The 24,141-nt window shown below is 56.6% G+C and carries 21 protein-coding genes and 1 tRNA gene; 13 read left to right on the plus strand and 9 right to left on the minus strand.

Annotation, left to right across the window (positions count from 1 at the left end; translation table 11 throughout):
• Position 1 precedes the first annotated feature (1 nt).
• A complete protein-coding gene (locus LKE90_RS02745) occupies positions 2-904 on the minus strand; it encodes a glycine--tRNA ligase subunit alpha (RefSeq protein WP_173572856.1) in 903 nt (300 codons plus the stop codon).
• A 148-nt stretch (positions 905-1,052) separates the two neighbouring features.
• On the opposite strand from LKE90_RS02745, the gene LKE90_RS02750 reads away from it, so the two are divergent.
• From LKE90_RS02750 to LKE90_RS02760, 3 genes are all read left to right on the plus strand, one after another.
• On the plus strand, positions 1,053-2,720 hold the full coding sequence (locus LKE90_RS02750; RefSeq protein WP_291490751.1) for a dihydroxyacetone kinase subunit DhaK: 1,668 nt from the start codon (positions 1,053-1,055) through the stop codon (positions 2,718-2,720).
• Positions 2,721-2,770: 50 nt separating this feature from the next.
• On the plus strand, positions 2,771-3,244 hold the full coding sequence (locus tag LKE90_RS02755) for a YbaK/EbsC family protein (RefSeq protein ID WP_291490753.1): 474 nt from the start codon (positions 2,771-2,773) through the stop codon (positions 3,242-3,244).
• A 192-nt stretch (positions 3,245-3,436) separates the two neighbouring features.
• The gene (locus LKE90_RS02760; RefSeq protein WP_291490754.1) at positions 3,437-4,180 is read left to right on the plus strand and encodes a hypothetical protein; all 744 of its coding nucleotides are present in this window, start codon (positions 3,437-3,439) and stop codon (positions 4,178-4,180) included.
• A 119-nt stretch (positions 4,181-4,299) separates the two neighbouring features.
• Here LKE90_RS02760 and msrA read toward each other — a convergent pair whose 3' ends face one another.
• The 5 genes from msrA to LKE90_RS02785 all read right to left on the minus strand — a co-directional run bounded on the left by msrA (position 4,300) and on the right by LKE90_RS02785 (position 11,128).
• The gene (gene msrA, locus LKE90_RS02765; protein WP_291490755.1) at positions 4,300-4,842 is read right to left on the minus strand and encodes a peptide-methionine (S)-S-oxide reductase MsrA; all 543 of its coding nucleotides are present in this window, start codon (positions 4,840-4,842) and stop codon (positions 4,300-4,302) included.
• Between the two features lie 232 nt (positions 4,843-5,074).
• Positions 5,075-7,768 (minus strand): valine--tRNA ligase, encoded by a 2,694-nt coding sequence (locus LKE90_RS02770; protein ID WP_291490756.1) that lies wholly within the window; start codon positions 7,766-7,768, stop codon positions 5,075-5,077.
• Between the two features lie 140 nt (positions 7,769-7,908).
• Positions 7,909-8,802 carry a DUF2497 domain-containing protein gene (locus tag LKE90_RS02775; protein WP_291490757.1) on the minus strand — a complete coding sequence of 298 codons (894 nt, stop codon included), beginning with the start codon at positions 8,800-8,802 and terminating at the stop codon, positions 7,909-7,911.
• Positions 8,803-8,826: 24 nt separating this feature from the next.
• Positions 8,827-10,266 carry a TolC family outer membrane protein gene (locus LKE90_RS02780; protein WP_291490758.1) on the minus strand — a complete coding sequence of 480 codons (1,440 nt, stop codon included), beginning with the start codon at positions 10,264-10,266 and terminating at the stop codon, positions 8,827-8,829.
• A gap of 142 nt (positions 10,267-10,408) precedes the next feature.
• Positions 10,409-11,128, minus strand: coding sequence for a protein-L-isoaspartate O-methyltransferase family protein (locus LKE90_RS02785; RefSeq protein ID WP_291490759.1), 720 nt, complete (start codon positions 11,126-11,128; stop codon positions 10,409-10,411).
• Between the two features lie 217 nt (positions 11,129-11,345).
• Between LKE90_RS02785 and LKE90_RS02790 the strand changes: the two genes are divergently transcribed.
• Positions 11,346-11,419 (plus strand) — tRNA-Cys (locus LKE90_RS02790).
• Between the two features lie 201 nt (positions 11,420-11,620).
• Here the strand turns inward: LKE90_RS02790 and LKE90_RS02795 are convergent.
• Complete coding sequence (locus tag LKE90_RS02795) at positions 11,621-12,595, minus strand: glucokinase (protein ID WP_291490979.1); 975 nt, start codon at positions 12,593-12,595, stop codon at positions 11,621-11,623.
• Positions 12,596-12,700: 105 nt separating this feature from the next.
• Positions 12,701-13,522, minus strand: a complete 822-nt coding sequence (locus LKE90_RS02800; RefSeq protein ID WP_291490980.1) for an SDR family NAD(P)-dependent oxidoreductase — start codon at positions 13,520-13,522, stop codon at positions 12,701-12,703.
• 152 nt (positions 13,523-13,674) lie between these two features.
• Between LKE90_RS02800 and LKE90_RS02805 the strand changes: the two genes are divergently transcribed.
• The 4 genes from LKE90_RS02805 (at position 13,675) to LKE90_RS02820 (ending at position 18,475) form a co-directional block, all read left to right on the plus strand.
• Entirely contained in the window at positions 13,675-14,841 is a 1,167-nt protein-coding gene (locus LKE90_RS02805) for a hypothetical protein (protein WP_291490760.1), read from the plus strand.
• A 362-nt stretch (positions 14,842-15,203) separates the two neighbouring features.
• Positions 15,204-17,201: an FUSC family protein gene (locus LKE90_RS02810; protein ID WP_407066028.1), complete on the plus strand. Its 1,998-nt coding sequence runs from the start codon at positions 15,204-15,206 to the stop codon at positions 17,199-17,201.
• Positions 17,198-17,404, plus strand: coding sequence for a DUF1656 domain-containing protein (locus LKE90_RS02815; protein ID WP_077812529.1), 207 nt, complete (start codon positions 17,198-17,200; stop codon positions 17,402-17,404). Before LKE90_RS02810 ends, LKE90_RS02815 begins: the two co-directional genes overlap by 4 nt.
• A gap of 114 nt (positions 17,405-17,518) precedes the next feature.
• A complete protein-coding gene (locus LKE90_RS02820) occupies positions 17,519-18,475 on the plus strand; it encodes an efflux RND transporter periplasmic adaptor subunit (RefSeq protein ID WP_291490762.1) in 957 nt (318 codons plus the stop codon).
• A gap of 129 nt (positions 18,476-18,604) precedes the next feature.
• On the opposite strand, the gene LKE90_RS02825 is transcribed toward LKE90_RS02820, so the two are convergent.
• Positions 18,605-19,546: a DMT family transporter gene (locus tag LKE90_RS02825; RefSeq protein WP_291490763.1), complete on the minus strand. Its 942-nt coding sequence runs from the start codon at positions 19,544-19,546 to the stop codon at positions 18,605-18,607.
• Positions 19,547-19,633: 87 nt separating this feature from the next.
• Here LKE90_RS02825 and LKE90_RS02830 point away from each other — a divergent pair, with 87 nt between their 5' ends.
• From LKE90_RS02830 to LKE90_RS02850, 5 genes are all read left to right on the plus strand, one after another.
• A complete protein-coding gene (locus LKE90_RS02830; protein ID WP_291490764.1) occupies positions 19,634-20,218 on the plus strand; it encodes a TetR/AcrR family transcriptional regulator in 585 nt (194 codons plus the stop codon).
• Between the two features lie 286 nt (positions 20,219-20,504).
• Positions 20,505-20,915 (plus strand): hypothetical protein, encoded by a 411-nt coding sequence (locus LKE90_RS02835; protein WP_291490765.1) that lies wholly within the window; start codon positions 20,505-20,507, stop codon positions 20,913-20,915.
• An 83-nt stretch (positions 20,916-20,998) separates the two neighbouring features.
• Positions 20,999-22,948: a copper resistance system multicopper oxidase gene (locus LKE90_RS02840; protein ID WP_291490766.1), complete on the plus strand. Its 1,950-nt coding sequence runs from the start codon at positions 20,999-21,001 to the stop codon at positions 22,946-22,948.
• Between the two features lie 29 nt (positions 22,949-22,977).
• Complete coding sequence (locus tag LKE90_RS02845) at positions 22,978-23,700, plus strand: copper resistance protein B (RefSeq protein ID WP_366509518.1); 723 nt, start codon at positions 22,978-22,980, stop codon at positions 23,698-23,700.
• Between the two features lie 192 nt (positions 23,701-23,892).
• Positions 23,893-24,120, plus strand: a complete 228-nt coding sequence (locus LKE90_RS02850; RefSeq protein ID WP_291490768.1) for a Flp family type IVb pilin — start codon at positions 23,893-23,895, stop codon at positions 24,118-24,120.
• Positions 24,121-24,141 lie beyond the last annotated feature (21 nt).

Consider the following 24,141-nt stretch of genomic DNA (forward strand, 5'->3'; position numbering starts at 1 on the left):
CTCAGCCCTCCACCTTCTTTGTGGCAGCTTCTTCGGCCAGCCAGGTTTCACAGCAGAGCTTAGCCAGCGTGCGGACGCGACCGATATAGGAAGCGCGCTCGCTCACGCTGATAACGCCACGCGCATCAAGCAGATTGAACAGATGGCTGGCCTTCAGGCACTGATCGTAAGCAGGCTGCGCTACACCGGCTTCCGCCAGCGCGACGGACTCTTTTTCAGCGTCGATGAAGTGGCGATGCAGCATCTCCGTGTTCGCCAGTTCAAAGTTATGCCGCGAGTAATCGCGCTCGGCCCGCAGGAACACATCGCCATATTTCAGACCGGCATCGTTGAAGGCGAGGTCATAGACGTTCTCGACGCCCTGCACATACATGGCGAGGCGCTCAAGCCCGTAGGTCAGTTCCGTGGACGGCACCGACACGGGAATACCGCCGACCTGCTGGAAGTAGGTGAACTGCGTCACCTCCATGCCGTCACACCAGACTTCCCAGCCGAGACCCCATGCGCCGATGGTCGGGTTTTCCCAGTCATCCTCGACAAAGCGGATGTCATGCAGATCAGGGTCGATGCCGATGGCGCGATAGCTCTCCAGCAGAAGCTGCTGGCTCTCTTCCGGCGTCGGCTTCAGCAGCACCTGATACTGGTAATAGTGCTGGAGCCGGTTCGGGTTCTCGCCATAGCGCCCGTCGGAAGGGCGGCGGGACGGCTGCACATAGGCGGCCTTCCACGGCGTGTCGCCCAGAGCCCGCAGCGTGGTGTGCGGGGAGAGCGTGCCCGCGCCGACCTCGATGTCGTAGGGCTGAAGGATGGCGCACCCTTGGGCCGACCAGAAGCGATGGAGGGTCAGGATCAGATCCTGAAACGACAGGGGTTTGCCGGTAGGGCGAGGGGACGCCGGGTCCATGGGACTTAACAAGCTCCGCTTATATGCAGGGGCGGGCACCATACAGTGATGAAGACCGAACGGAAAGAAAGCAGCCAAAGGAGGCGTCGTGCGTTGTAGGAATGGCACCTCGCGGGGCTGTTTCTTGTCTCCTGATGAGCAGGAGGGCATGACAGTTAAGATCAAAAAGAAAGAGACCAAGCCGATGAAGCGCTTCTTTAACTCCCGTGAAACTCTGGTGACGGAATCGCTCGATGGCCTGTTGCGTTCTTCCAGAGGGCAGCATCTCTGTCGTCTCGACGGCTACCCCGAGATCAAGGTGGTTCTGCGCAAGGAGCGGAATCCCGAGCATGTGGCGATCATCTCCGGCGGTGGCTCCGGCCACGAACCAGCCCACGCTGGCTTTGTCGGGGAAGGCATGCTGGATGCGGCAGTCTGCGGTTCCGTGTTCGCGTCTCCGGGCGTCGATGCCGTGCTGGCCGCGATTCTGGCCGTCTCCGGAAAAGCCGGATGCCTGTTGGTCATCAAAAGCTACACCGGCGACCGCCTGAATTTCACGCTGGCCGCCGAGCAGGCCCGCGATATGGGCATCCCTGTCGAAACAGTCATTGTGGGCGACGATATCGCGCTTCCCGACAGCCGCTTTCCACGCGGGCTGGCCGGAACCGTGCTGGTCCACAAGATCGCCGGTCACGCAGCTTCACAGGGCGAACCTCTGGACGTCGTGGCCCGTAAGGCGCGGGAAGCCGCAAAGAAAATTGCATCGATCGGTCTCTCTCTGACGGATTGCAACGCCTACGATCCTGAACATGAAACCCGTCTGAAGGACGATCAGGCTGAACTGGGGTTGGGCATTCACGGTGAACCGGGCGCCCAGCAGATTGCTGTTGCATCAGCCGACGAACTCATGAAACAGGCCGCTTCCGCCCTTGAGAAAACGCTTCCCAAGGGAAAAGGAAAATACGGACTGCTGCTCAACATGCTCGGCAGCGTGCCGCCTGTGGAAATGAACCTGCTTCTTGAATCGTTTGCCAGAACATCCCTCGCAGAGCGGATTGAATGTGTCATTGGACCAGCGCCAGTCATGACGGCGCTGGATATGAACGGCTTCTCTCTGACCGTCATCGAACTGACGGACGACATCACGGCGGCATTGGGAGCGCCGGTTGAACCCGCCGCATGGCCCGGGGTCGCGCCATTCGGTAAACCGGCCCTCCGCAAGATGCCGAAACTTCCCGAAACCTTTGAAGGTGAGGCATCCTCCAACGCGCAACTGGAAGCCCTGATGCGCACGGGGGCCGAAGCCCTGATCGAAAACACGGACAGCCTCAATGCGCTTGACGCCAAAATCGGCGATGGCGACGCAGGTTCGACCTTTGCCGAAGCCGCAAAGGAAATCCTCAAGGTGATCGACCGTCTTCCACTTGCTGACCCGCACGCGCTGTGTGGCACCATTGGGCGCGTGCTGACCCGTCACACTGGCGGTTCCAGCGGGGCTCTTCTGTCGGTTCTGTTCTCGACAGCAGGCCGCAGCACGTCATCATGGGCCGCAGCACTTCAGGAAGGACTGGAGGCCATGCAGACACTGGGAGGCGCAAAACCGGGTGACCGCACCATGATCGACGCAATTGATCCGGCTCTGAAAGCGCTGGCTGATGGCGGCTCACTGAAGGACGCGGCAGCAGCGGCCCGTAAAGGAGCCGACGCCACCAGAAAGATGGGCAAGGCTCACGCCGGACGTGCATCCTACGTGCCGGAAAGCCAGATGAACGACGTGCCGGACCCCGGCGCGGAGGCGATCGCACGGCTGCTGGAAGCCATGTCTGCATCATCATGATTGAAGAAGGGTTCCCGCTGTTTCGGGCCCCGTTGCCAGAGGCATGAAGTATGAGTCTTGAATCCGTTAAAGCCTTTTTCACCGCCAACGCGCCCGACGTGGAGATCATCGATCAGGGCGCAAGCACGGCGACCGTCCCTCTGGCGGCGCAGGCGCTGGGCGTGAAGGAAGGCCAGATAGCCAAGACGCTGGCCATCAAGGTGGGCGACGAGCGGGTTCTCGTCGTCATGGCCGGAGATGCACGCCTCGATAACCGCAAGACCAAGGCCGCCTTCGGCGCTCGCCCCAGAATGCTCCCCGCCGAGGAGGTGCTGGAACTCACCAGCCACCCCGTCGGCGGCGTGTGCCCGTTCGGTCTGCCTCAGCCGCTGAAAGTCTATTGTGATGTTTCGCTGAAGGCATTTGATGAGGTCTACCCGGCGGCAGGCTCACTCACGAGTTCCGTGCGGCTGACACCCGAGCAGTTGGCGGAGTTGGTTGATGCGGGGTGGGTGGATGTTAGTCAGGATGTGGTGTCTGGATGAGAGTAGACCTATTATATTCCATCTGTATATAATAGATTTTTGAAATTTTGTGAACTAAAAAAGATTAAAGTATATTTATTATTAATTTTATCTCTAAATAATTTACCGTGTAGGAAATTTCTTTATGTATCTATTGGCTTTGAAATGAGTAGTGCGAGTTTTTTAGAGTTTTTGTTGTGATTGCCTGATTTCGTGTATCGTGTAGTATTGTATAATTATAATTTTTTCAGTTATAAATTAGTTGGTCGTAATAAATTCAATCCTCAAATTCTGGTATTAATGATGGAAATTTTTGTAAGCGTTGGAACTGGATTGAACCCACAGCAAAGAGCATTCGTTGATGCGGTGGAAAATAAACTCAAGGCTCTTAATCTAACGCCTCGTACAATTGGTAGAAATACATTCAGTTCTTTTTCCCCATTATATGCAATATCAGAGTTAATGAACCGTTGTTCTGGCATGGTCGTGATTGCACTTGAGCGATATTCCTTCTCTGAAGGGGTTGAGCGCCAAGGTTCTGAGAATGAAAAAAAATTAGTCTCTATAAAACTGCCCACGTCTTGGAATCAGATTGAGGCTGCAATGGCATACGATCGGAAAATGCCATTATTAGTAATTGTTGAAGAAGGTCTTTACTGTGATGGGCTTCTCGAAAAAGGAAGTGAATGGTATGTGCAGCAATTACCTATTGATACGGCCTCACTGAATAATAATGCATTTGATGGTATTTTAAACGACTGGCGAGACCGGCTATCAGACCCTCAATTGATATCTGAGCGAATCTCACAGACTCAATCAATAATAGATCCAGAAAAGATGACTATAGCTGAATTTTTTAAAATTTTAAAAATAACACACATATGGACTATTTTAGGTGTATTAATAACTATTCTTATTGGTGCATATACTTTTGGTGCAAAATTTGGGAGGAATTAGGTTAATTGTTTATTATAAATATAAATTTATCTAGAAATCTGTTTGAGGTGGTGTAGTATATTTTTTATATATTAATATGGAAAGAAGATAATATATTTTATATAATATAAAGTATATTTTTAGATGTCAGATTCTTTCTGCAAATCCGCAAAAACCTTCCGCATCTTCACAACCTTCGGCGCAACAACAACCTGACAATACCCATTATCAGGATTGCGCCTGAAATAGTCATCATGCTCCGCTTCCGCTGGCCAGAATTTGGTCAGCGGCTCAATCTGCGTGACCAGCGGCGCATTCCACAAACCCGACTTCTCGATTTCCTGCCTGACGGCTTCCGCCGTTTCGCGCTGCTCTTCATTGGTCCAGAAAACGACCGACCGATACTGGGTTCCCCTGTCGTTGCCCTGCCGGTTTAACGTAGTCGGATCATGCAGCGTGAAGAAGATCCGCAAAAGCTGGGTATAGGAGATCACGGCCTGATCAAAGATGACTTCCACGACTTCCGCATGACCGGTGAGGCCGGAACAGACCTCTTTGTAGGTCGGATTTTCGGTCTTGCCGCCCGCATAGCCGGACTGCACGCTCAGGACACCGTTGATGGAGACCAGAACAGCCTCCACGCACCAGAAACATCCTCCGCCGAGTATCGCAGTTTCAATCATGGCGCGTCCTGCCAGTTCATTCTGTGAAGGTTTCTCTTACCTTTAACCACATATGGGTGACAGGGTTTCCCCGCCACCCACGCATAAGGGAAACCCTCACCCCCCCCCAACAGCATGATCTTAAACATAAGAAGTTTTTGGTGAAGCTTTTTTTCAAAAAGCTTCAAAGAACACAGCCTTTTTGAAAAAAGGCGGCACCCAAAAACTTTTATATGCTTAAAAACCTCAGCACTCACCCCAGACGGGCGAGCGCTGCCTTCAGGCGATCCCGGTCACCCTGCTGCGTCACCAGACGCTCGCGGGTTTCCTCAACAATCTCCGGTTTGCCTCGGGCGATGAAGTCGGCATTCCCTAGCTTGCGCTCGGTCTTTTCGATTTCATCTTCCGCCTTGGTCAGTTCCTTGGTCAGACGGGCGCGTTCAGCGTCCAGATCGATGATGTCAGCAAGCGGCAGAACCAGCGTCGCTTCATCAAGCACCGCCTGAGCCGAGCCTTTCGGCACGTCGCCGTCCAGAACGCCGATTTCTGAAACACGGGCCATACGGCCAATCGTTTCCTTCCAGCGTGTGGCCCGATCCTGCGTGGTGGCTGACGCATCCTTCAGCAGCACAGGCGACAGACGGGAAGGGGGTACATTCATTTCCGAACGCACAGTGCGGATTTCGGAAATAAAGCGTGTCAGCCAGTCGATTTCCTCAATAGCCGCCTCAGCACCCGGTACGGTCACAGGCACCGGCCAAGCCGCGCCCATAAGCTCGCCACGCGGACCGTAGCCGAATTCGTGCCAAAGCGTGTCGGTGACAAATGGCATGATCGGCTGGAGCAGACGTAGGATCGTCTCCAGCACCCACGCCGTGACGGCGCGCAGTTCGTCGGCTTCCGGCGTTGTATCGCCCGAGAACAGCGGCTTGGTCAGTTCCAGATACCAGTCGCAGAAACGGTTCCAGACAAAGCGGTAGCACGCACCAGCATATTCATCGAAACGATAAGCTTCGAGCGCGCTGGTCGCCTCGCTGATGGCCTTGGACGCTTCGAAGATGATCCAGCGACCGAGCGGGCTCTGCACGGTCGAAGGATCGAAGCCCTCAACCGGCTTCACGCCGTTCATTTCGCAGAAGCGCGAGGCATTCCACAGCTTGGTCACAAACGCCCGGTGATCTTCCACGCGCTTCGGACCAAACTTCAGATCACGCCCAACACCGGTCAGCGCGCAGATGGTGAAACGGACCGCATCCGCGCCATACTGGTCGAGCAGTTCCAGCGGGTCGATGCCGTTGCCCTTGCTCTTAGACATCTTCTGGCCGCGCTCATCACGCACCAGACCATGAATGAAGACGGTGCGGAACGGCACATCCTTCATGAAGTGCAGGCCCATCATCATCATCCGAGCGACCCAGAAGAAGATGATGTCAAAGCCGGTGACCAGCACATCGGTCGGATAATAGCGGGCCAGATCAGGTGTCTTTTCAGGCCAACCGAGGGTGGAGAACGGCCACAGAGCGGAGGAGAACCACGTGTCCAGCACGTCTTCATCCTGCGTCAGTTCGACGTCTTCCCCGTAATGGGCTTTCGCCTGCTGTTTCGTGTCGGCGTCGTCATATCCGACGAAAACAGCGCCATCCGGGCCATACCAGGCCGGGATACGATGCCCCCACCAGAGCTGACGGGAAATGCACCATGGCTGAATGTCGCGCATCCAGGCGAAGAACGTGTTCTCCCACTGACGCGGGACGAAGGTGACATCGCCTTTTTCAACGGCTTCAATAGCTGGACCGGCGAGGGTAGCGGCATCGCAATACCACTGTGTCGTCAGGCGCGGCTCGACCACGGCGCCACCACGCTCGGCGTGCGGCACCTGATTGGTGTGCGGCTCGATCTCGACGAGGTAACCCAGCGTCTCAAGTTCGGCGACAATGGCTTTGCGGGCGTCCTCGCGGGACTTGCCTTCCAGACCGCGCACGAAAGCAGGATCGGCCAGACCGTCCACGGTGTGAAGATCGTCCTTGATTTCCGCAAGCGTAACGGCAGCGCCTTCATCCAGCACTGTCAGCATCGGCAGGTCATGCCGCTTGCCGACTTCAAAGTCGTTGAAGTCATGCGCCGGGGTGATCTTGACCGCGCCCGTGCCTTTTTCCGGATCGGAATAGGTGTCGGCTACGATGGGAATACGGCGGCCGGTCAGGGGCAGGACAACAAACCGTCCGACCAGTGTCTTGTAACGCTCATCCTCGGGATGCACGGCGACAGCGGTGTCGCCCAGCATGGTTTCCGGACGGGTCGTGGCGACCACAATGGATTCACCGTCAGAGTCCGCCACAGGATAGCGGATGTGCCAGAGATTGCCGCGCACTTCCTTGTTCTCGACCTCAAGGTCGGAAATGGCGGTCCGGAAATGTGGGTCCCAGTTGACGAGGCGACGGTCACGATAGATCAGCTTGTCACGATACAACGAGACGAAGACTTCCTTGACGGCCTTGGATAGCCCGTCATCCATGGTGAAGCGTTCGCGCGACCAGTCGAGGGACGAGCCGAGGCGACGAAGCTGGCGGGTGATACCGCTGCCGGATTCACCTTTCCATTTCCACACACGGTTGAGGAATTCTTCGCGGCCAAGTTCCTGTCGCGTGGTGTTTTCACCTGCCAACTGACGTTCGACGACAAGTTGGGTCGCAATGCCCGCATGGTCCGTGCCGGGCTGCCAGAGCGTATCGCGACCCTGCATACGCTGCCAGCGGATCAGCGTGTCCTGCAACGTCATGGTCAGCGCATGTCCCATATGGAGCGTGCCCGTGACGTTAGGCGGCGGAATCATGATGGTGAAAGGCGTGGCCTTGCTGTTCGGATCGGCAGCGAACCGTCCCTCAGTTTCCCAGGTTTCGTAGAGCTGGGCTTCGGTGTCGGTTGCCTGAAACGTTTTGCTGAGCATCGCCTCTAACCAGATGGAAGGTGTTTGAACAAAAAGAAACGCAGCGCTTATGCCGCGCTGCGTTTCCTCATACCGCTTCGAGCGGGTCTCTGACCAGTCGTGCTGTGCCGTTACCGGTCAGTCAGACTGGTTCAAAGGGATCAGCGGTCGCTGAGACGCTCGATCTCTTTCTGGACAGCCTGCTGCACGATGCCGGACAGGTGCTGATCCAGCCATTCCTTCAGGAATGCACGGACTTCATCGCGAACGATATCTTCAATGGTCAGGTTTCCACCGCGCGTGATAGACACTCGTCTCTCCTTATGTTCAAAAGATTGTTTACGGCGCAGCATCTGTTGCAGCGCGCCAAAAGAATGTTCCGTAGCACCGACAGTCTGCTTGTCCAGAGCGATCTGTACTGGCAGCGGGGCGTCAGAGTCGGAATAACCGGCAGCAGCTTCCGCCGGAGTTCTGTTCTCGCTCATTCTGGTCCTAGCCTGTTGTGACTCGGTAGTCTCCACCAGTTGCACGGGTCGAGACAAGGGGGAAACGACAGGTAATGATGTTGGCAGGGTGGGTGCGGGGACATGAATTTCGGTTTCTGCCGTCACCGATTCATGTGTCTCTGCGGGCTCAGCGGAAACAGGTTCCGGCTCAGGCGCAGGAGATATCGGCGGAGCAACATGCTCCGGTTCTGCCGGTGTTTCAGCGACAGGAGCTGCGGGCTCGGGTGTTGGCTCTGCTTCCTGTTCGGCTTCTACCGGCAGATGGGGCTGCTGCTCCACAGGCTCGTGTGATTCCGGCTGCTCTTCATCATGAGCGAACATGGAGGAATCAAGCACAAGCACGCTGTCATCATCGTCCTGCGGAGGCGGTGCGGATGGGGCGACCGCTTCCTCAGGCTTTGTTTCCGGCTGCGTTTCTGGTTGGAGCGCCGAAGCCGCCTGCTGGGAGGCGGCATGCGCCTCCTTTCCTTCCTGCAGGATGCGACGGATCGAACTCAGAACGGTATTGATGGAACCGTTTTCCGGCTGCGTGTCGTTATTCTCTGTCATTAAAAAAACCTTTCCACGCCGCGCTTACCGTCCGGGCTGATCCAATGCATAGTCATTCAGCCCCCACAGACGATCCTTAACCGCGTCATAGTAGGCTTTTTCATTATAGAGCGGCACGTTCAGATGCAGATCAAGCGCCGTCAGGCGTCCGATCGCAGAAGCGACGTTATAAGAGGACGTGACCATGTTACTCAGGCTCTGGACAAGCGCAACCTGCGCCTGAAGAAGGGTGCTCTGCTGCTGGAGTACCTCAAGAGTGGTGCTTGTTCCCACAATGGCCTGTCTTTCCACACCATCAAGCGCGATCATGCCAGCCTTGATGGCCGCGTGATTGCTCTCGATGGCGGCCTTGTAGGACACCAGACGCTGCCAGTTCGAGGCAGCGGACTGTGCGGCGGTGCGGCGCTGTACATCGACAGCCCGGCTGGAAGCCTCCGCCTGCTGTTTGGCCTGCCGGACCCCTGCATATTCCGACCCACCCTGATAGATCGGTACAGTCACATCCAGTGTGGCGTATTTGTCGTCATTGGTCTGGCCGCCAAGCTGCTGGTTGACCTGACGCATATAGGCGACCGAGGCAGATATGGTCGGCATTAACGTGGCCATGGCGACGGCGACGGCATCTTTCTGCGACGATTCGGTGAAAAGCGCTTCAATGACGTCCGGATTGTTCTTGACCGCCATGGCGACAGCTTCGTTTTCCGACTTGACCGGAAGCACGAGCGGCTGGGGAGGGACAAGGTTCGGCGGAGGGGCCATTCCCACCACCTGCATGTAGGTGGCCTGAGCAGTCTGGAGGGTTCCCTCTGACTGCTGCCGGGTCGCTTTTGCGCTGGCATAGGCTGATTCGGCCTGCGCTACGTCGGTGCGTGTGATTTCACCGACACGGAAACGCTCGTTCGTCGCCTTGAGCTGCTGTTCGAGAACGCGCTCGTTGTTGATGTTCAACTGGAGAAGCTGCTCATCCTCGATCACGCCGACATAAGCGTTCACGACACTCATGAAGACCTGCTGTTCCGTGGAGATCAGCTTGGCTCTTTCAGCCATGACCCTGTTGACGGCCTGATGGGTCTGGGCTGTCGTTTTGCCGCCGGTATAGATCGGTTCGGAGGCGGTGACTGTCGCCGCATAACCGAACGTGCTGTATTTGCGCTGATAGCTGGCAATGCCCTGCGCCGGGTCGCCGGTATAGTTGTTGCTGCCCTTGTAATAGCTGGGGTTGAACTGCCCCTTGATGGTCGGGCGCCATCCGGCGAGCGCGGTGGGGACGTTTTCATCCGTCGCCCGAAGCGTCGCGCGCTCCTGCTGAAGTGTCGGGTTGGTCAGATAGGCGACAGAAAGAGCTTCCTCCAGCGTGTGGGGGATGAAGCTGGGCTCGCCGCTGCCATCATATTTCTGGGCCATAGCTGTCGAACTGCACAGCAGAGCTGCCAGTCCCAGACCTAAGCGGCAGGAATGCTTCATGTAACTTCTCTCTTTGATACCTGCTCCGCACACTCGACCGGAGTTGAGAGCTTATGCCACGCTGATGTCGGATTTTCCACTATTCTACTTAACAGCAGATTGCCACATCGGAATTTATCTCAGCAGCAGCACCTTATCCCGTTCAGAAAGCAAACGCTGCGGGTCGTTCAAAATCTGGCAGCACCGGCGCCTCGGAATCGAAGAAGCGACGGATGGACCAGCCATCACTTTTTTCCGCTTCAGCCAGAAAAGCCGAAGACGTTCCGTCGTCCGGACGGAGTATCCCGGCTACACGCCCGTCTGCGGTCAGTTGTGTGAGGCAGAAATGCGGAATTTCCTCAACGGCGCCATCAAAAAAGATCAGATCGAAAGGCGCGCTGTCAGGGGCTCCTTCAGCAAGAGGCGCCTGCTGCCATGACACGTTCAGAGACAGGCGCGCCGTAAAAGCCGTGCCGATGGCCAGCAGAGCCGCATCCGTTTCCAGCGCGGTCACCTCTGCGCCAAGCATGCTGACAAGAGCCGCTGTATATCCTGTGGCAGCGCCGACCACGAGTACGCGCTGTCCCGCCTCGATATCTGCCATCTGCACAAGGCGGGCGGTCACCATCGGTTGCAGCAGATAACGGCCATTCCCGAGTGGGAGCGTGAGGTCGGAATAGGCGAATTCCTGCTCGGTGTCCGGCAAAGCGTATTCACGGGGCAGGGTTCGCATGACCGCAATGATGCGGGGATCGTTCACTTCAAGCGGACGCACCTGATCATCAACCATCCGCTGCCGGGCGGTATCAAGAGACACACGACCGGCTTCCGGAGAACTCGGAGGAAGTACGGAGGTCAGGGCCCGGTCTGCGGCATAGGTCATGATGGCTGTCTTCCGTTTCAGTCTGTGTGGCTCCCCCGGAACCGCAGCGGTTCCGGAAGCATACATGATCAATGACAAAACCCAGAGGAGGGCCTTCGTCAACTGATTGTAGCGTGAACTGTGCTGATAATGGGTTGAGCAGATGGAGTGGCTGGTGAATGACAGAGAGGACTTGACCCGCCACGAGACGTGAGAGATATAGCGCTGGCACCGATGAGGTCCGGTGGCAGAATGGTGATGTAGCGGACTGCAAATCCGCGAATGTGGGTTCGATTCCCGCCCGGACCTCCAAAAATCCAGAAAATCGCGGAAAACAAACAAAAAACCAGAGAGTTTTACACTTTCATCGGGTTGGTTTTACCGTTTCGGGCAGATACAGCGGCTGTCGAATGAGGTGTTTTTGATCGGCTGCGCGGGTGCGGCTGACAACCTCTGACGGGGCCGGGCTGCTGTCCGCGCGGCCCAGCTTTCTCAGGGACTCTTCGCCTGCTGTCACTCCCTCGCTATCTGAGTGGCGAGCGCCGAAGCCGCTCCGAACAGGCCCGGTTCAGGGTAGTGGATCATTCTGACAGGGATTTTTCGCATTAGCGTTTCAAAGCGACCTTTTTCGATGAAACGGTGAAAAAAGTCCGAGCGGGGCAGAACGCTCATCAGGCGCTTTCCCAGCCCTCCGGCGATGACGACGCCTGTAGCTCCATGCGCGAGGGCCATATCACCGGCAAAGGATCCCAGCATCCGGCAGAACCGGACCATTCCCTGCATGGCGACCTGATCATGGCCTTCGAGCGCCAGCGTCCAGAGCTGTTTGTCATCCAGATTGCGATTCATTTCGCCCATATCGTCGGCGACAAGACCGCAGATATGAATGATCGCCGGTCCTGAAATCACACGCTCTGCCGAAACACGTCCGTAGATGGCGCGCATACGGTCGAGCAGGCGGTCTTCAAAATCGTCACAGGGGCTGAAGCCGATGTGACCGCCTTCGGCGCCCCGCACGAGAGTTTCGCTCCCATTGCGGATGATACTGGCGGTGCCGAGTCCTGTGCCCGGACCAATCGCCAGAATGGTGCCATTGTCGGGGAGAGGATGGTCTGGCCCACACAGATGGGGCTGATGCTCGTGATCAAGATGGGCCACCGCATGAGCCACGGCTTCAAAATCATTCAGCAGGAGGGTATTGGCCACATTCAGCCGTTCGGCCAGACCTGCCTTGACGATGACCCACGGATTGTTCGCCATCGTCAGAACCTCGCTCTGGACGGGAGCGGCAACCGCCAGAGCAGCCCGATTGGGGAGTGGGCGGCCCAGATTCTCACGAAAATGGTTCCAGGCGCTTTCCAGTGTGTCGTGGTCCGCCACATTCAGGATCATCGGCGCGTCAAGTGAGCCGACACGTCCTTTATTCACCCTTGCGATGCTGAAACGCGCGTGGGTTCCTCCGATATCGGCGGCGACAATCTCTTCCATGATCGGCTGACCTTCTTTTTTGTCCATCAGAGACGAAACGCTCTGTGCTCGGATTGGGTGAGATGTTCAGGAAAAAATCGGATCAGGCCATTTTCCTGAATCGGATTAACCGGAGTGAGTCTGGCGGGGCTTCTGGTCCGCCGCGATGCGCGACATGATCGCACGCCGGATCATTCCGGGTGTCAGGCGGTCAATCAGCCGCAGCAGGCGGAATGGCCATGGGAAAAGTGTCTCTCCCCTGTTGCGGGCAAGAGCGGCGATGATGTGACGGGACGCTGCTTCAGGTGTGACGAGAAAGGGGCGGGGGCCGATGATGCGGCGGCTCATGTCCGTATCGACAAAACCCGGCGCAATGAGGACCACCTCCACGCCGAGAGGAGCGAGAGCGATGCGCGCGGAACTTGCGAATCGCGCCAGACCGGCTTTCGATCCACCATAACCGGCCGCAAAGGGTAGGTCGTGATAGGCTGCTACAGAGCCGATCAGGGCGATTTTTCCGCCTCCACGCGCCTGCATCCTGTCGGCTGCCGCCATGGTGAGGGCGGAAGGCACGGCGTAGTTGACGAGCCCCAGTTCCAGAACGGTTTCGGCGCGCTCCGTTTTTTCCGACGCGGTTTTCATATCGGAGAGACCGGCGCAGAGAATGACGCTGTCAAACTGTGACGTGTCGTCGTCGGCGCGAAAGGCGGCGATCGCTGCGTGACCGTCGGACAGGTCGATTTCCCGGGTCAGGACGGAAGCGCCGCGCTCCCGGCAGAACCGTGCGATCTCCTGAAGACGGTCGGCATTGCGTCCCCACAGCACGAGCGTATTGCCCGGTCGGGCATAATCGCGGGCAAGCGCTCTCCCGATCCCGCCGGAAGCGCCTGTGATGAGAATGCGAATCGGTTTCGTCGGGCTGTGACTTGTCGCGCCGGGCTTTCTGATGGATGAGAGGCAGGAAAACGGAAACAATCTGTTGCGTCGTTTCACGTTGGCAGCGGTTTCTTTCAACGGTATGTCCAATGCCCTTCATGCACCGGGAAGCTAAGGTGCTGGTTATGGTATCGCGCGAGACCGCGTGTTTGCAGGGAGAGTTCATGACCCAGACGGCGCGCCTTGTCATTACCCCGGTTCGGGGTTTCCGTCAGTTGTCGACCTTTATCCGGCTTCCCCGTCGACTCTATGCAGGCAAGCCGGGATATGTGCCGCCTCTGGATATGGAGCAGCGCGCCCTTCTGAATCCGTCGAAATCGCCTTTCTTCCGTCATGGCAGGGCGCAGTATTTTCTGGCGTGGCGGGATGGTCGCGCCGTAGGCCGGATTTCCGCGCAGATAGACGACCTTGTGCGTGATGCGGCCCATGAAACGGGTCTGACACCGCAGACAGGTTTTTTTGGCGCGCTTGACGTGGAAACGCCTGATGTGGTGGCGCCCCTTCTAGAAGCCGCAGCGGAATGGCTGCGCTCGGAGGGCATGACGTCGATGCTTGGGCCGTGGACGCTCAATAGCAACGGTGAATATGGCACGATGATCGAGGGGCAGCAGGCCTCCCCCATGGTCATGATGCCCTGGCATCCGCCGTTTCTCAGCGAGGCCATCGAGGCCGCCGGTCTGACAAAAAAGATGGATGTTCTCTCCTATCAGATGGAGATGGGGCCTCAGGCCGAGAACGCCCATATCGTCCCGAAAGGACTCTCCCTTGGAGAAGGGCGGCTCGGCGCGCTGTCCGTTCGGCAGATGGACGCAAGGAATATTGCGCGGGACGGCGAAATCCTTCGGACCATGTACAACGACACATGGCGGGAAACATGGGGCTTCGTTCCTTATACGGAAGATGACATGTCGGGTATGATCCATGAGATCAAGCCCATCCTCAAATCCGAGCATTTCGTGCTCGTCGAGCAGAACGGTGAGCCAGCGGGCGTCGCGCTGGTGGTGCCCAATGTTTTCGATGTGGCGGGTGATCTGGGAGGAGCGCCGTCTCCTCTCGGATGGATGAAGCTGGGTCTGCGGCTGCTGCGTCATGACTTTCACTCCGCGCGGGTCATCCTGCTCGGTGTCAGTAAAACGCTTTCGGGAACAGCTCTTGGAGCCCTTCTTCCGGCGCTGCTGATCAGCGAACTCATGAAGCGGGGACATAGCCTGCCCTACCGCACGATTGAGCTGGGATGGGTGCTGGAAACCAACATGCCGATGCGCCGTCTGATCGAGCGGATCGTGCCGGAACCCACCAAAAAGCACAGGGTTTTCTGCCGCTCCCTTTGAAGGACTGCCTGTGCGGGTCTGTCCGGCAGCGTCAGGTGAGCAGGTCATGGCGGCAGACTGAGCAACGTATGCCGTAACAGTCCCGTAGCGTAATGGATTCCGCCCCATAGACGCTCAAATAATCATGGTGTGCTGTCCGTGAATATCACGTCGGACCGTGACGCATGGTCAGCCACGTTTTGTTATTTGTAATCCTGTTCAGCGCAGTTGATGAGAAATAGTCGTTTTCCGTCAACTGAGTAGTGAGGGTGGAGAGTAGGGTGGACGTGCGCGGTCAGACATCTGCCACGCACTGGTGGTCGCTGCGACGACTGGTGTGGATGCCTACACCCGGCAAAGATTACTTTCCCGCGGGCTGGTTCATGTTCTGCGTAAGAACGTGGCTGGCGGTCTGGCTCGCTCTGGCCGTGTCCTTCTGGTTGCAGATCTCCTCGCCGGGATCGTCAGCCGTGACCGTCATGATTCTGGCCCAGCCCCTTCGCGGTCAGATGCTCTCGAAGGCCCTGTACAGGCTCGCAGGCACCTTTGTCGGCGCATTTGTCGCGCTGGCGCTCACATCCTGCTTCAGTCAGGATCGCTCCCTTCTTCTTGGTGGTGTGGCGCTGTGGCTCACGCTCTGCTGCATCATGGGAACGCTTGAGCGGGATTTCCGTGCGTATGCGGCCATGCTGGCAGGCTACACCGTGGCCCTGATCGCCATCGGCTGTATCGACGCACCGGAAACCGCTTACGATGTCACCGTCAACCGGGTGTCGGCCATCGTCATCGGGATCGCCGCGACAGCCGCCGTCAACGATGTCTTCGGTTCGCCGACGGCCTGGGGCAAGCTGACTCACGCGCTTGATACGCTGGCGTCCATGGTGGCGCGGATTGCGCGGGATTCCGTCGCGGGACGTTCTGTGCCGGATGCCGCAGCGACGGCTGGTATCGCGGGCCAGATCATGGCGCTGACCTCTCAGGTCTCCTTTGCCCGCACGGAGATCGCCGATGGACGTGTCCGTATGATCGGCGCACGCTCGGCGATGGTGGCCCTGCTGGAAATGCTCAACTGTAGCCGCGCCATTGCCATGGTGCTTGAGCGGGGTCTGGTCTCCGACGATGTTCTCAAGCGCGTCCGATCCGCGTTCGGCACGGGCGATGCGGTCTCCTCGCCCCGGATCGCCGTGGAGGATCTGGAGCAGCTCGCACGCGAAACCCATCTTGACGCGGCGGGTAATGAAACCCGGCTGACTCTGGACGAGGCCTGGTTCGTTGAGCGGGTCATGTCCCTTCTGTCCTACTGGCGATGGGCGGAAGACGGTGTCGAGTGCGTTCACAAAGGCGGACATGCCCGCACACAGGCGCCTGAACTGAAAATTGTGACGCATCAGGATGTCATTCTGGCGCTTCTGAACGGTCTTCGCGTGCTGATCGGTTTTTCTCTCGCGGCCTGGCTTTGTATCCTTACCGGGCTGCCTCAGAGTTATGCCGCGCTCTCCCAGACGGCGATTGTCCTGACACTGGCGGCCACGACCTACGATGTCCGTGCCTTCGGCATGGGGGCCCTGATCGGTATGCCTCTCGCCATCGTCACCGCGGCCATCCTGAATTTCGGCATCCTGCCGCATGGTTCGGACATGACGTTTTTTGCGCTGATGGTGATGCCTGTCATCTTTGGTGGCTGTCTCCTTCTGCTCAATCCGAAAACGTCCGCGATCGGCTTCAATGCGGGGGTGTTCTTTTTCGTCATTCTCGGCGTCGCCAACGAGCAGAGCTATGATCTCGCCCAGTTTATCAACCGTGACGAGCAGTATCTGTTCGCGGGCGTGCTGATCTTCATCACCCTGACGCTTCTGCTCCCGCCCAAGGCGAAAACCCGTCGTTTTCGCGTGGCGATGGCCATCGGGCATGATCTTCACCGACAGTTTGAAGGTCATGGCGAGCAGGCTGGCTCGGCCCTGATCAGTCGCCACTACGACCGTCTGACCAAGCTCAGGATGTGGAACAGCTATCTTCGGCCTTCCAAGGCGCGAGACCGGGTTTTCGCCCGTTTCGCCAGTCTTGACGATCTTGGAGCGGCGTTGGCCCGTGCGCGTCGTCATCTCCAGCGTGCGGCGACCATTCCGGTCGTGCGGGCGGAGGCCGAGGCGGCGCTACGGTCCTCGATTGTCTACAATGTGGAGTCCGCCATCATCCGTATGACGCTTCACGCGGAGCGGCTGCTGCTGCTGTCTGAGAACCTACCGCACGGCGAGATGGCGACGGTTCTGGGAGCCGTTTCCGGCATGGCGGGTGCGATCCGTATTCTGGAACAGAACCGTTCCGCCCTCAGGCTTTATGACATCAGCCCTGTCCCGTCGATGCGCTGGAGAGCCCTATGAACGCACCGCTTCAGTCCGTCATCAATATCGGCGGACTGCTGGTTTCATCATTTCTCGTGCATGTCGGCCTCGGCCTTCTGACCATGGTGATTCTCAAGCCGATCCTGACCAGAACACGTCTCGACCGGTTCATGTGGAATGTGCCGCTGGCCGAATTCGGCATGCTGATCATCTTCACCGGGATCTACACGATCCTGCTCTGAACGGAACGCTGATCCGGCACATTGTCGGGCGGAAAAAGGAGCCTTGAGGGGCAATGAAACGACTGCAAGGCACGATGCTGTCCATCTGGAACACACTGAGCAGAGGGTTGGGGCGTGTTTGAAAAAGCGAGAAGAGTTCTCCAGTACACTACCACTGCTGTCATTCTTGTTATCGCAGCGATCACAGCCTTCGTGCTGTGGGATTATTATACATCCGCCCCGTGGACACGAAACGGACAAGTCCGTGTACAGACCGTCAATATCGCGCCGCGTGTCTCCGGACCGATCATCGCCCTTCATGTCCATGACAACCAGATCGTGCATGTGGGAGACGTGTTGTACGATATCGATCCGTTCGATTTTCAGGTGGAGGTCGCCAATGCAACCGCCGTGGCGGATCAACGGAAAGCGGACCTGATCCTGAAAACAGCTCAGCATAACCGGCGTGACAGGCTGACAGATGCGGCGGCGTCACCAGAAGAGAAGCAGGTTTACGAAGCGACCGCCGAAGTGGCGCGGGCTGTCTATGCTCAGGCTTTAGCTCAGCTTTCTCAAGCCAAGATCAATCTGGAACGAACCCATATCCGCAGCACGGTGACTGGCCCCGTCAACAACCTGATCATGAGGGTTGGTGACTTCGCCACTGCGGGCAAGTCGAACATCACGGTGATCGATCAGAGTTCCTATTGGGTCGATGGCTATTTCGAGGAGACGAGGATCGGCTCGATCAACATTGGTGATCCTGTTCGTGTCGATCTGATGGGATTCCATAATCCGCTGGAAGGACATGTGGTGAGCGTCACCCGTGGTATCGCGACTGCGAACGCGGATACTGGCGTGCAGGGACTGCCGACGGTTGACCCGGTCTATACATGGGTGCGTCTCGCCCAGCGTATCCCGGTTCGTGTGCAGATTGATCGTGTTCCTGACGATGTGACCGTTTCCGCCGGTATGACGGCAACCGTGACGGTTGTCGGCAGCAAGGGGCACCGGGCGCATGATACGCTTCAGGATGCGTTCGAGCGGCTGCATGACGTCGTCTTCGCTGTGGGCGCTGGTGCACATAGATAGTCCGTCCAGACTATCTATGTGTGAAGACTCTGTTCGGGCGTATTGCCCGGTTCAGAAAAAACTGTCTGTCAGGCGTCAGAGACAGGACGTCTGGCAGAATACGCTCTCATGCGTTCGTGGAGCCTCCCCTCAGTTGAGTCCTTGGGGTGCCACATGCACCGGCGGTTGGCGGCATAGAGAATCAGTCAGTTCGTCAGATGAAGATTGAGCGGTTGCCTCTGATATTCTCGCAGGTTTGTAACGCAGAGAGGGAGCCAGATTCCATAATACGGCGGCAAGCACGATCCCGCCGCCGATGAGCGCTCCTATGCCCGGATCTTCGGAGAGCACCAGCCAGACCCACAACGGCCCGAGCACGACGTCCAGCAATTCCACCAGCGCTGCTTCAGTTGAACTGATGAAACGGCTTCCCATCAGAAACAGCAGGAAGGAAAGGGCGGTCGTCAAAATTCCGAGAGCGAAAAGGAAAGCGAGATCGTGAAGTCCAGGGATGGACCCCGAGGAGAAGGGAAGGGCAGCCAGTGAACAGAGGAATGCGGCCACAGCATTGATAAGGGCGAGATTAAGCTGCGGAATGGCGCGCGCTAATATCATCAATCCCGCAAAGGTGACGGTCATGAAAAGGGCCAGAATATTTCCGGACATATCTGAAATCTTCATACCCTGTGCAGCAACAATTCCTACGCCGATGAGCGAGACCGCGCTGGCGATAAGCGCCCTGCGCGGGCTGCGTTCGCCGATGAAGGCCCAGCCGATCGCGGTCGTAAAGAAAGGCAACGTCGCGTAGAGTATCATCACGTTCGCCACACTGGTCAGTGTCAGGGAGACGGCATAGGCGGCCATCGACACAGCTGCGAGAAGGGAAGCGCCAAGCCCTGCCCACCCAAAAACGGTGTTTTTCGCAGGCCATAGAACAGCGATGACCAGAAGGGCGCACCCGGCAAAAAGGGAACGCCACAGAATCAAATCACCGACTGACACATTGATAAGACGCACAAACAGACCGGCTAGACTCCAGAACAACATCGCGACCGTTACAAGGAGCAGGCCGTATTGCCTCTGTCGTTGCATCACACCTCCAATAGTCTTGGATTCCTAAACATACCGACCGGTCTGTTTAGAATTGACGCATTAGAACGATCAGTCTAATTTTGTCCAATGAAAAAAAAGAACACTCGGGAAATTCTTATCGAGGAAGGGCTGAAAGCTTTTCTGATGAACGGCTTTGATGGCATAGGCATTCAGCCGATCCTCAGAAACGCCGGGGTTACCAAAGGATCGTTTTACAACTTTTTCCCCAGTAAGGAGGCCTACGCTCTAGAAGTGATCGATGCCTATTCATTTCGATATGAGGAACTGAGGCTGCGCATCTTTGCCTGTGATATTTCGCCATTAAATCAGCTTTGGCGCTACTTCGAAGAGCTTGAAACCGAAATTAAACAGGCACAGGAGGTGGCAGGGTGCCTCTACGGCGTTTTGTCTCAGACCAGTACCCCTCATAATGAAGTTTTGAGAAACCGTGTGAAAGTGGCGTTCGCCAACTGGCAGGAGCAACTGACTATACTGCTTGAAGAAGCAAAGACAGTCGGAGAACTGGAGGCTGAGGTCAATACCACAGATCTGGCCGGTGCCATCATTGATGCTTACGAAGGAGCGGTTGTCCGAGTCAGGGCTGAAGGCGACATGAAGCCGATGCGGCGTTTCCGGGAATTGACCCTGCAACGACTTGTTCCATTATCATAGCAGAAACAGTTGAATCAGGCGTGCCACATTCAGAGCCGTCACAACGCGGATGACAAGCTGTCGGCAACGATGGATGTCGGATCCCCAGCGTAGGCCAAATGCCATCTGGCGCAGATGGACAAAGTCCAGACCATCTCATCTCTTCTGTCCATGGGAGAGATTGTTTCGCTTCGGCTTGATCTGCCTCACCGCACCCGATAGGTTTCTCTGGCAGACAATTCTAGGTCTTCGCATAAGGCAGACACTGGTGCGTTGGGTGAGTAAGATGAAAGCCGGAAGATGGGGCGTGATTCTGCTGTTGCAGATTACGCTGTTTCTGGCTGCGCTGACCCCTGCTCAGGCGACCATGTTGCACGCACATGATCGCGCATCGTCTGTGCATATGAATGCCAACGGTATGGCGAAGGGAAGAGCGGCGCAAAGCGACACTTCCGTTTCGTCTGAATGTGCGGACCACTACCACGCTCCATCCGGGATGATACATTCACAGCATTGCAGTAACTCCCATCACGCGCATGGACCTGACTGCTGCATGGTCGGAGGATGTATTCAATTCTCGCTGTCGGCAGACTTCTGGGTGTCTGCCATTCATGAAAAACGGCTTTTCATTAAAACTGATTATCACCTCTTCGCCTTAGGCCTGCCACCGGGTGAAGCTGCCATACCAGCACTGCCACCTCCCAGAATCCTGTCCTGAAAACCGCCTGAGGCGGTGATCTGCCTGAAGGATTGCGCCTCCGGCCGTCCTCCCTTTGTGGTCTTTTTCAGGGTCTTTCAGACATGGTTGAGTCTGTTTTCCCGAAACGGACGTCCATCGTGCGTCGTCGTTTCGTTACCGGTGCTGCGGCTTTGAGCTGCGGCGCGGCGGTATTCCCAGCTCTGGCTCGCAAGGCCACGATTGAAAGCATGGTTTCGGCTGAATTGCCTGAGGCGGCATCATCCTTTCTCCTCAATGTCGAAAAAATTCCTGTTCGCGTGGGGAAACAGCATGCCAAAGGTGTGGGCATCAACGGCTCATTACCGGCTCCTACCTTACGCTGGCGGGAAGGCGATACTGTCGAGCTTCAGGTCAGAAACCATCTTCATGAAGACACGTCGATCCATTGGCACGGTATCCGTCTTCCGGCCGATATGGATGGGGTGCCGGGACTGAGCTTCGCGGGTATTCCTGCTGGAGAGACGTTTACCTACCGTTTCCCGGTCCGGCAGAACGGTACCTACTGGTATCACAGCCATTCCGGCGGACAGGAACAGGCGGGGCTTTACGGCGCACTGGTGATTGATCCAGCCGACAAGCCTGCTTACACGGCGGATCGGGATTATGTCGTACTGCTGTCCGACTGGACTAACGCCGACCCGATGGACATTGTCTCCAACCTGAAATTCGATGGCGACTATTACAATTTCCGCCAGCGCACGGTCGGCACCTTTCTGCATGATATCCGCAAAGACGGTCTGATGGCGAGTGTCCGGGACCGGCTCGCGTGGGGCGGCATGAACATGGCTCCCACGGATATTTCTGACGTGTCCGGGATCATCTACACCTATCTCATGAATGGCCGGTCGCCAGCGAAAGGGTGGGTAGGACTGTTCCGTCCGGGCGAACGCATCCGTCTCCGCTTCATCAATGCGGCTTCCATGACGCTGTTCGATGTGCGTATTCCGGGACTGACGATGCAGGTGGTCGCGTCGGACGGTAACGACGTGGAACCGGTGCCCGTCGATGAATTCCGTATCGCGCCGGCAGAAACATACGATGTGATCGTGCAGCCGACGACCGACGAGCCTTACACGATCTTCGTGCAGTCGGAAGATCGTACAGGCTATGCACGTGGAACACTTGCGACACATGACGGTCTTCTCGGACCGATCCCGCCCATGGACCCGCGTCCACTCAGGACGATGGCGGATATGGGTATGGGCAGCATGAAAAACATGTCCATGACTGGGGAGCCTAAAAGCGACCCGATGGCCGGTATGGATATGCCGTCTCATGAGAAGACTACGCCCGACAGCCAGTCAGTCGAGCAAGACAAGACAGTCCATCATCACGCAGCAATGCACGATATGGATATGAGCAACATGGCTGGAATGGACATGGGGAACATGGATATGCCCGGGATGTCCATGCATCATTCAATGCCGCATGAAGGAAGTTCGTCCAGTATCAAAGAACAGCGCGCTGTCTCCGGCAGTCCTGCGGCCATGCCGGAGACCCAGCCAGCAAAGTTGAAAACAGGTGTGGAGGTACAAAGTCTTGCCCCACAGCCACAAAACCGTCTTGGAGAAGCGGGAGACGGGCTGGATGGCAATGGACGCCGATGCCTGCGTTACACGGACTTACGCGCCCTGAAGCCGTGGACAGACCCACGTGAGCCTTCGCGGGAGATCGTGCTGCATCTGACGGGCAACATGGAGCGTTTCATATGGGGCTTTAACGGCAAGAAATTTTCGGAAGCAGAACCCATCCGGCTGATGCTTGGTGAGCGTGTCAGGTTTGTTCTGATCAATGACACCATGATGGAGCATCCTATCCATCTACACGGTTTGTGGAGTGAACTGGAGAACGGGCAGGGGGCGTTTCAGCCCTACAAGCATACGGTGAACGTCAAGCCGGGAGAACGGTTAAGCTATCTTGTGTCGGCGGATACGCCCGGATTGTGGGCCTACCATTGCCATCTGCTCTATCACATGGATACCGGCATGTTCCGGACAGTGGTCGTATCATGAGGCGCCGTCTGATCTTGGCCGCTCTGTTGATGGCGGCGGTACACGGCCCATCCTCGAAAGCCGAGCCCATGAATAAAGCAACGGCCGTTCCTTATGTTAACGGGATCATGCCCGTCATGGACCAGCGTATTTATGTCCATGCGCTCCTGGATCAGTTCGAGGCACGGTACAGTGGGAGTGGCGGACAGTTCCGCTATGACGGGCAAGCGTGGTTCGGTTCGGACTACAACAAGCTATGGTTGAAATCAGAAGGAACTGTTGGGACCAACGGAAGCTTCGGGGATGGGGATCATGAAGTCCTTTATGATCGCTCCATCTCACGCTATTTCGACCTTCAGTCGGGTGTAAGGTTGGACATCGACCATGGCCCCACACGTGCATGGGGCGCAATAGGCCTTCAGGGGCTGGCTCTTTACTTCTTTGACGCCGAGGCGACGTTCTATTTCAGTGACAGAGGAGTCGCTGGGCGTCTTACCGGTTCCTACGATATCTTTATTACCAACCGGTTGATTCTTCAGCCACAGACAGAACTTAATTTTTATTCAAATTCTGATGGCGCCCGTGGTGTAGGTCGGGGACTGTCGGATATCGATGCCGGGCTGAGATTGCGATATGAATGGCATCGAAAAATCGCGCCTTACGTTGGAATTACCTACTCGAAAATGTTTCATGACAACGTAGGTTTTCGAGACAATTCTGACGCAGTCGGCTCGGGAACGAATTTTATATTTGGTATTCGGAGCTGGTTTTGATGGTTTGTCGTCAGCAGCGATTCCTTGGTAAATTTTATTCTGATTAGGTGGAAAAAAGGGCTTCCACCTGATGTCGTTAACTATTGATTAAATGTTTTGCGTCAAACCTCAAGCAAGCCCGCGAGTGCGAAAGATCATGACCGCTCCATAGGGCGCAACAGATAACTTACTGTGACGACAGGATCAGGACGCATGGACTACTTTATTGTTCAGAAAATTGCTGAGAGCAAAGCGGTTGAACGTATTCGCGCGCTCTTTAGCGACCGCGAGGGTGTGACGGCTATCGAGTACGCTCTCATTGCCGGGCTGATTGCGGTTGCATCATTTGGTGCGATGAAGCTTGTTGGTACTTCCCTGCAGACTCTGTTCAGCACGATCTCCACGACGCTGGGTAGCGCGCCGACATCATCGGGTACCTAATATTACCTGACGGCAGGTTTG

Origin of the sequence: Acetobacter sp. (assembly GCF_022483985.1) — a bacterium.
Taxonomy (GTDB): domain Bacteria; phylum Pseudomonadota; class Alphaproteobacteria; order Acetobacterales; family Acetobacteraceae; genus Acetobacter.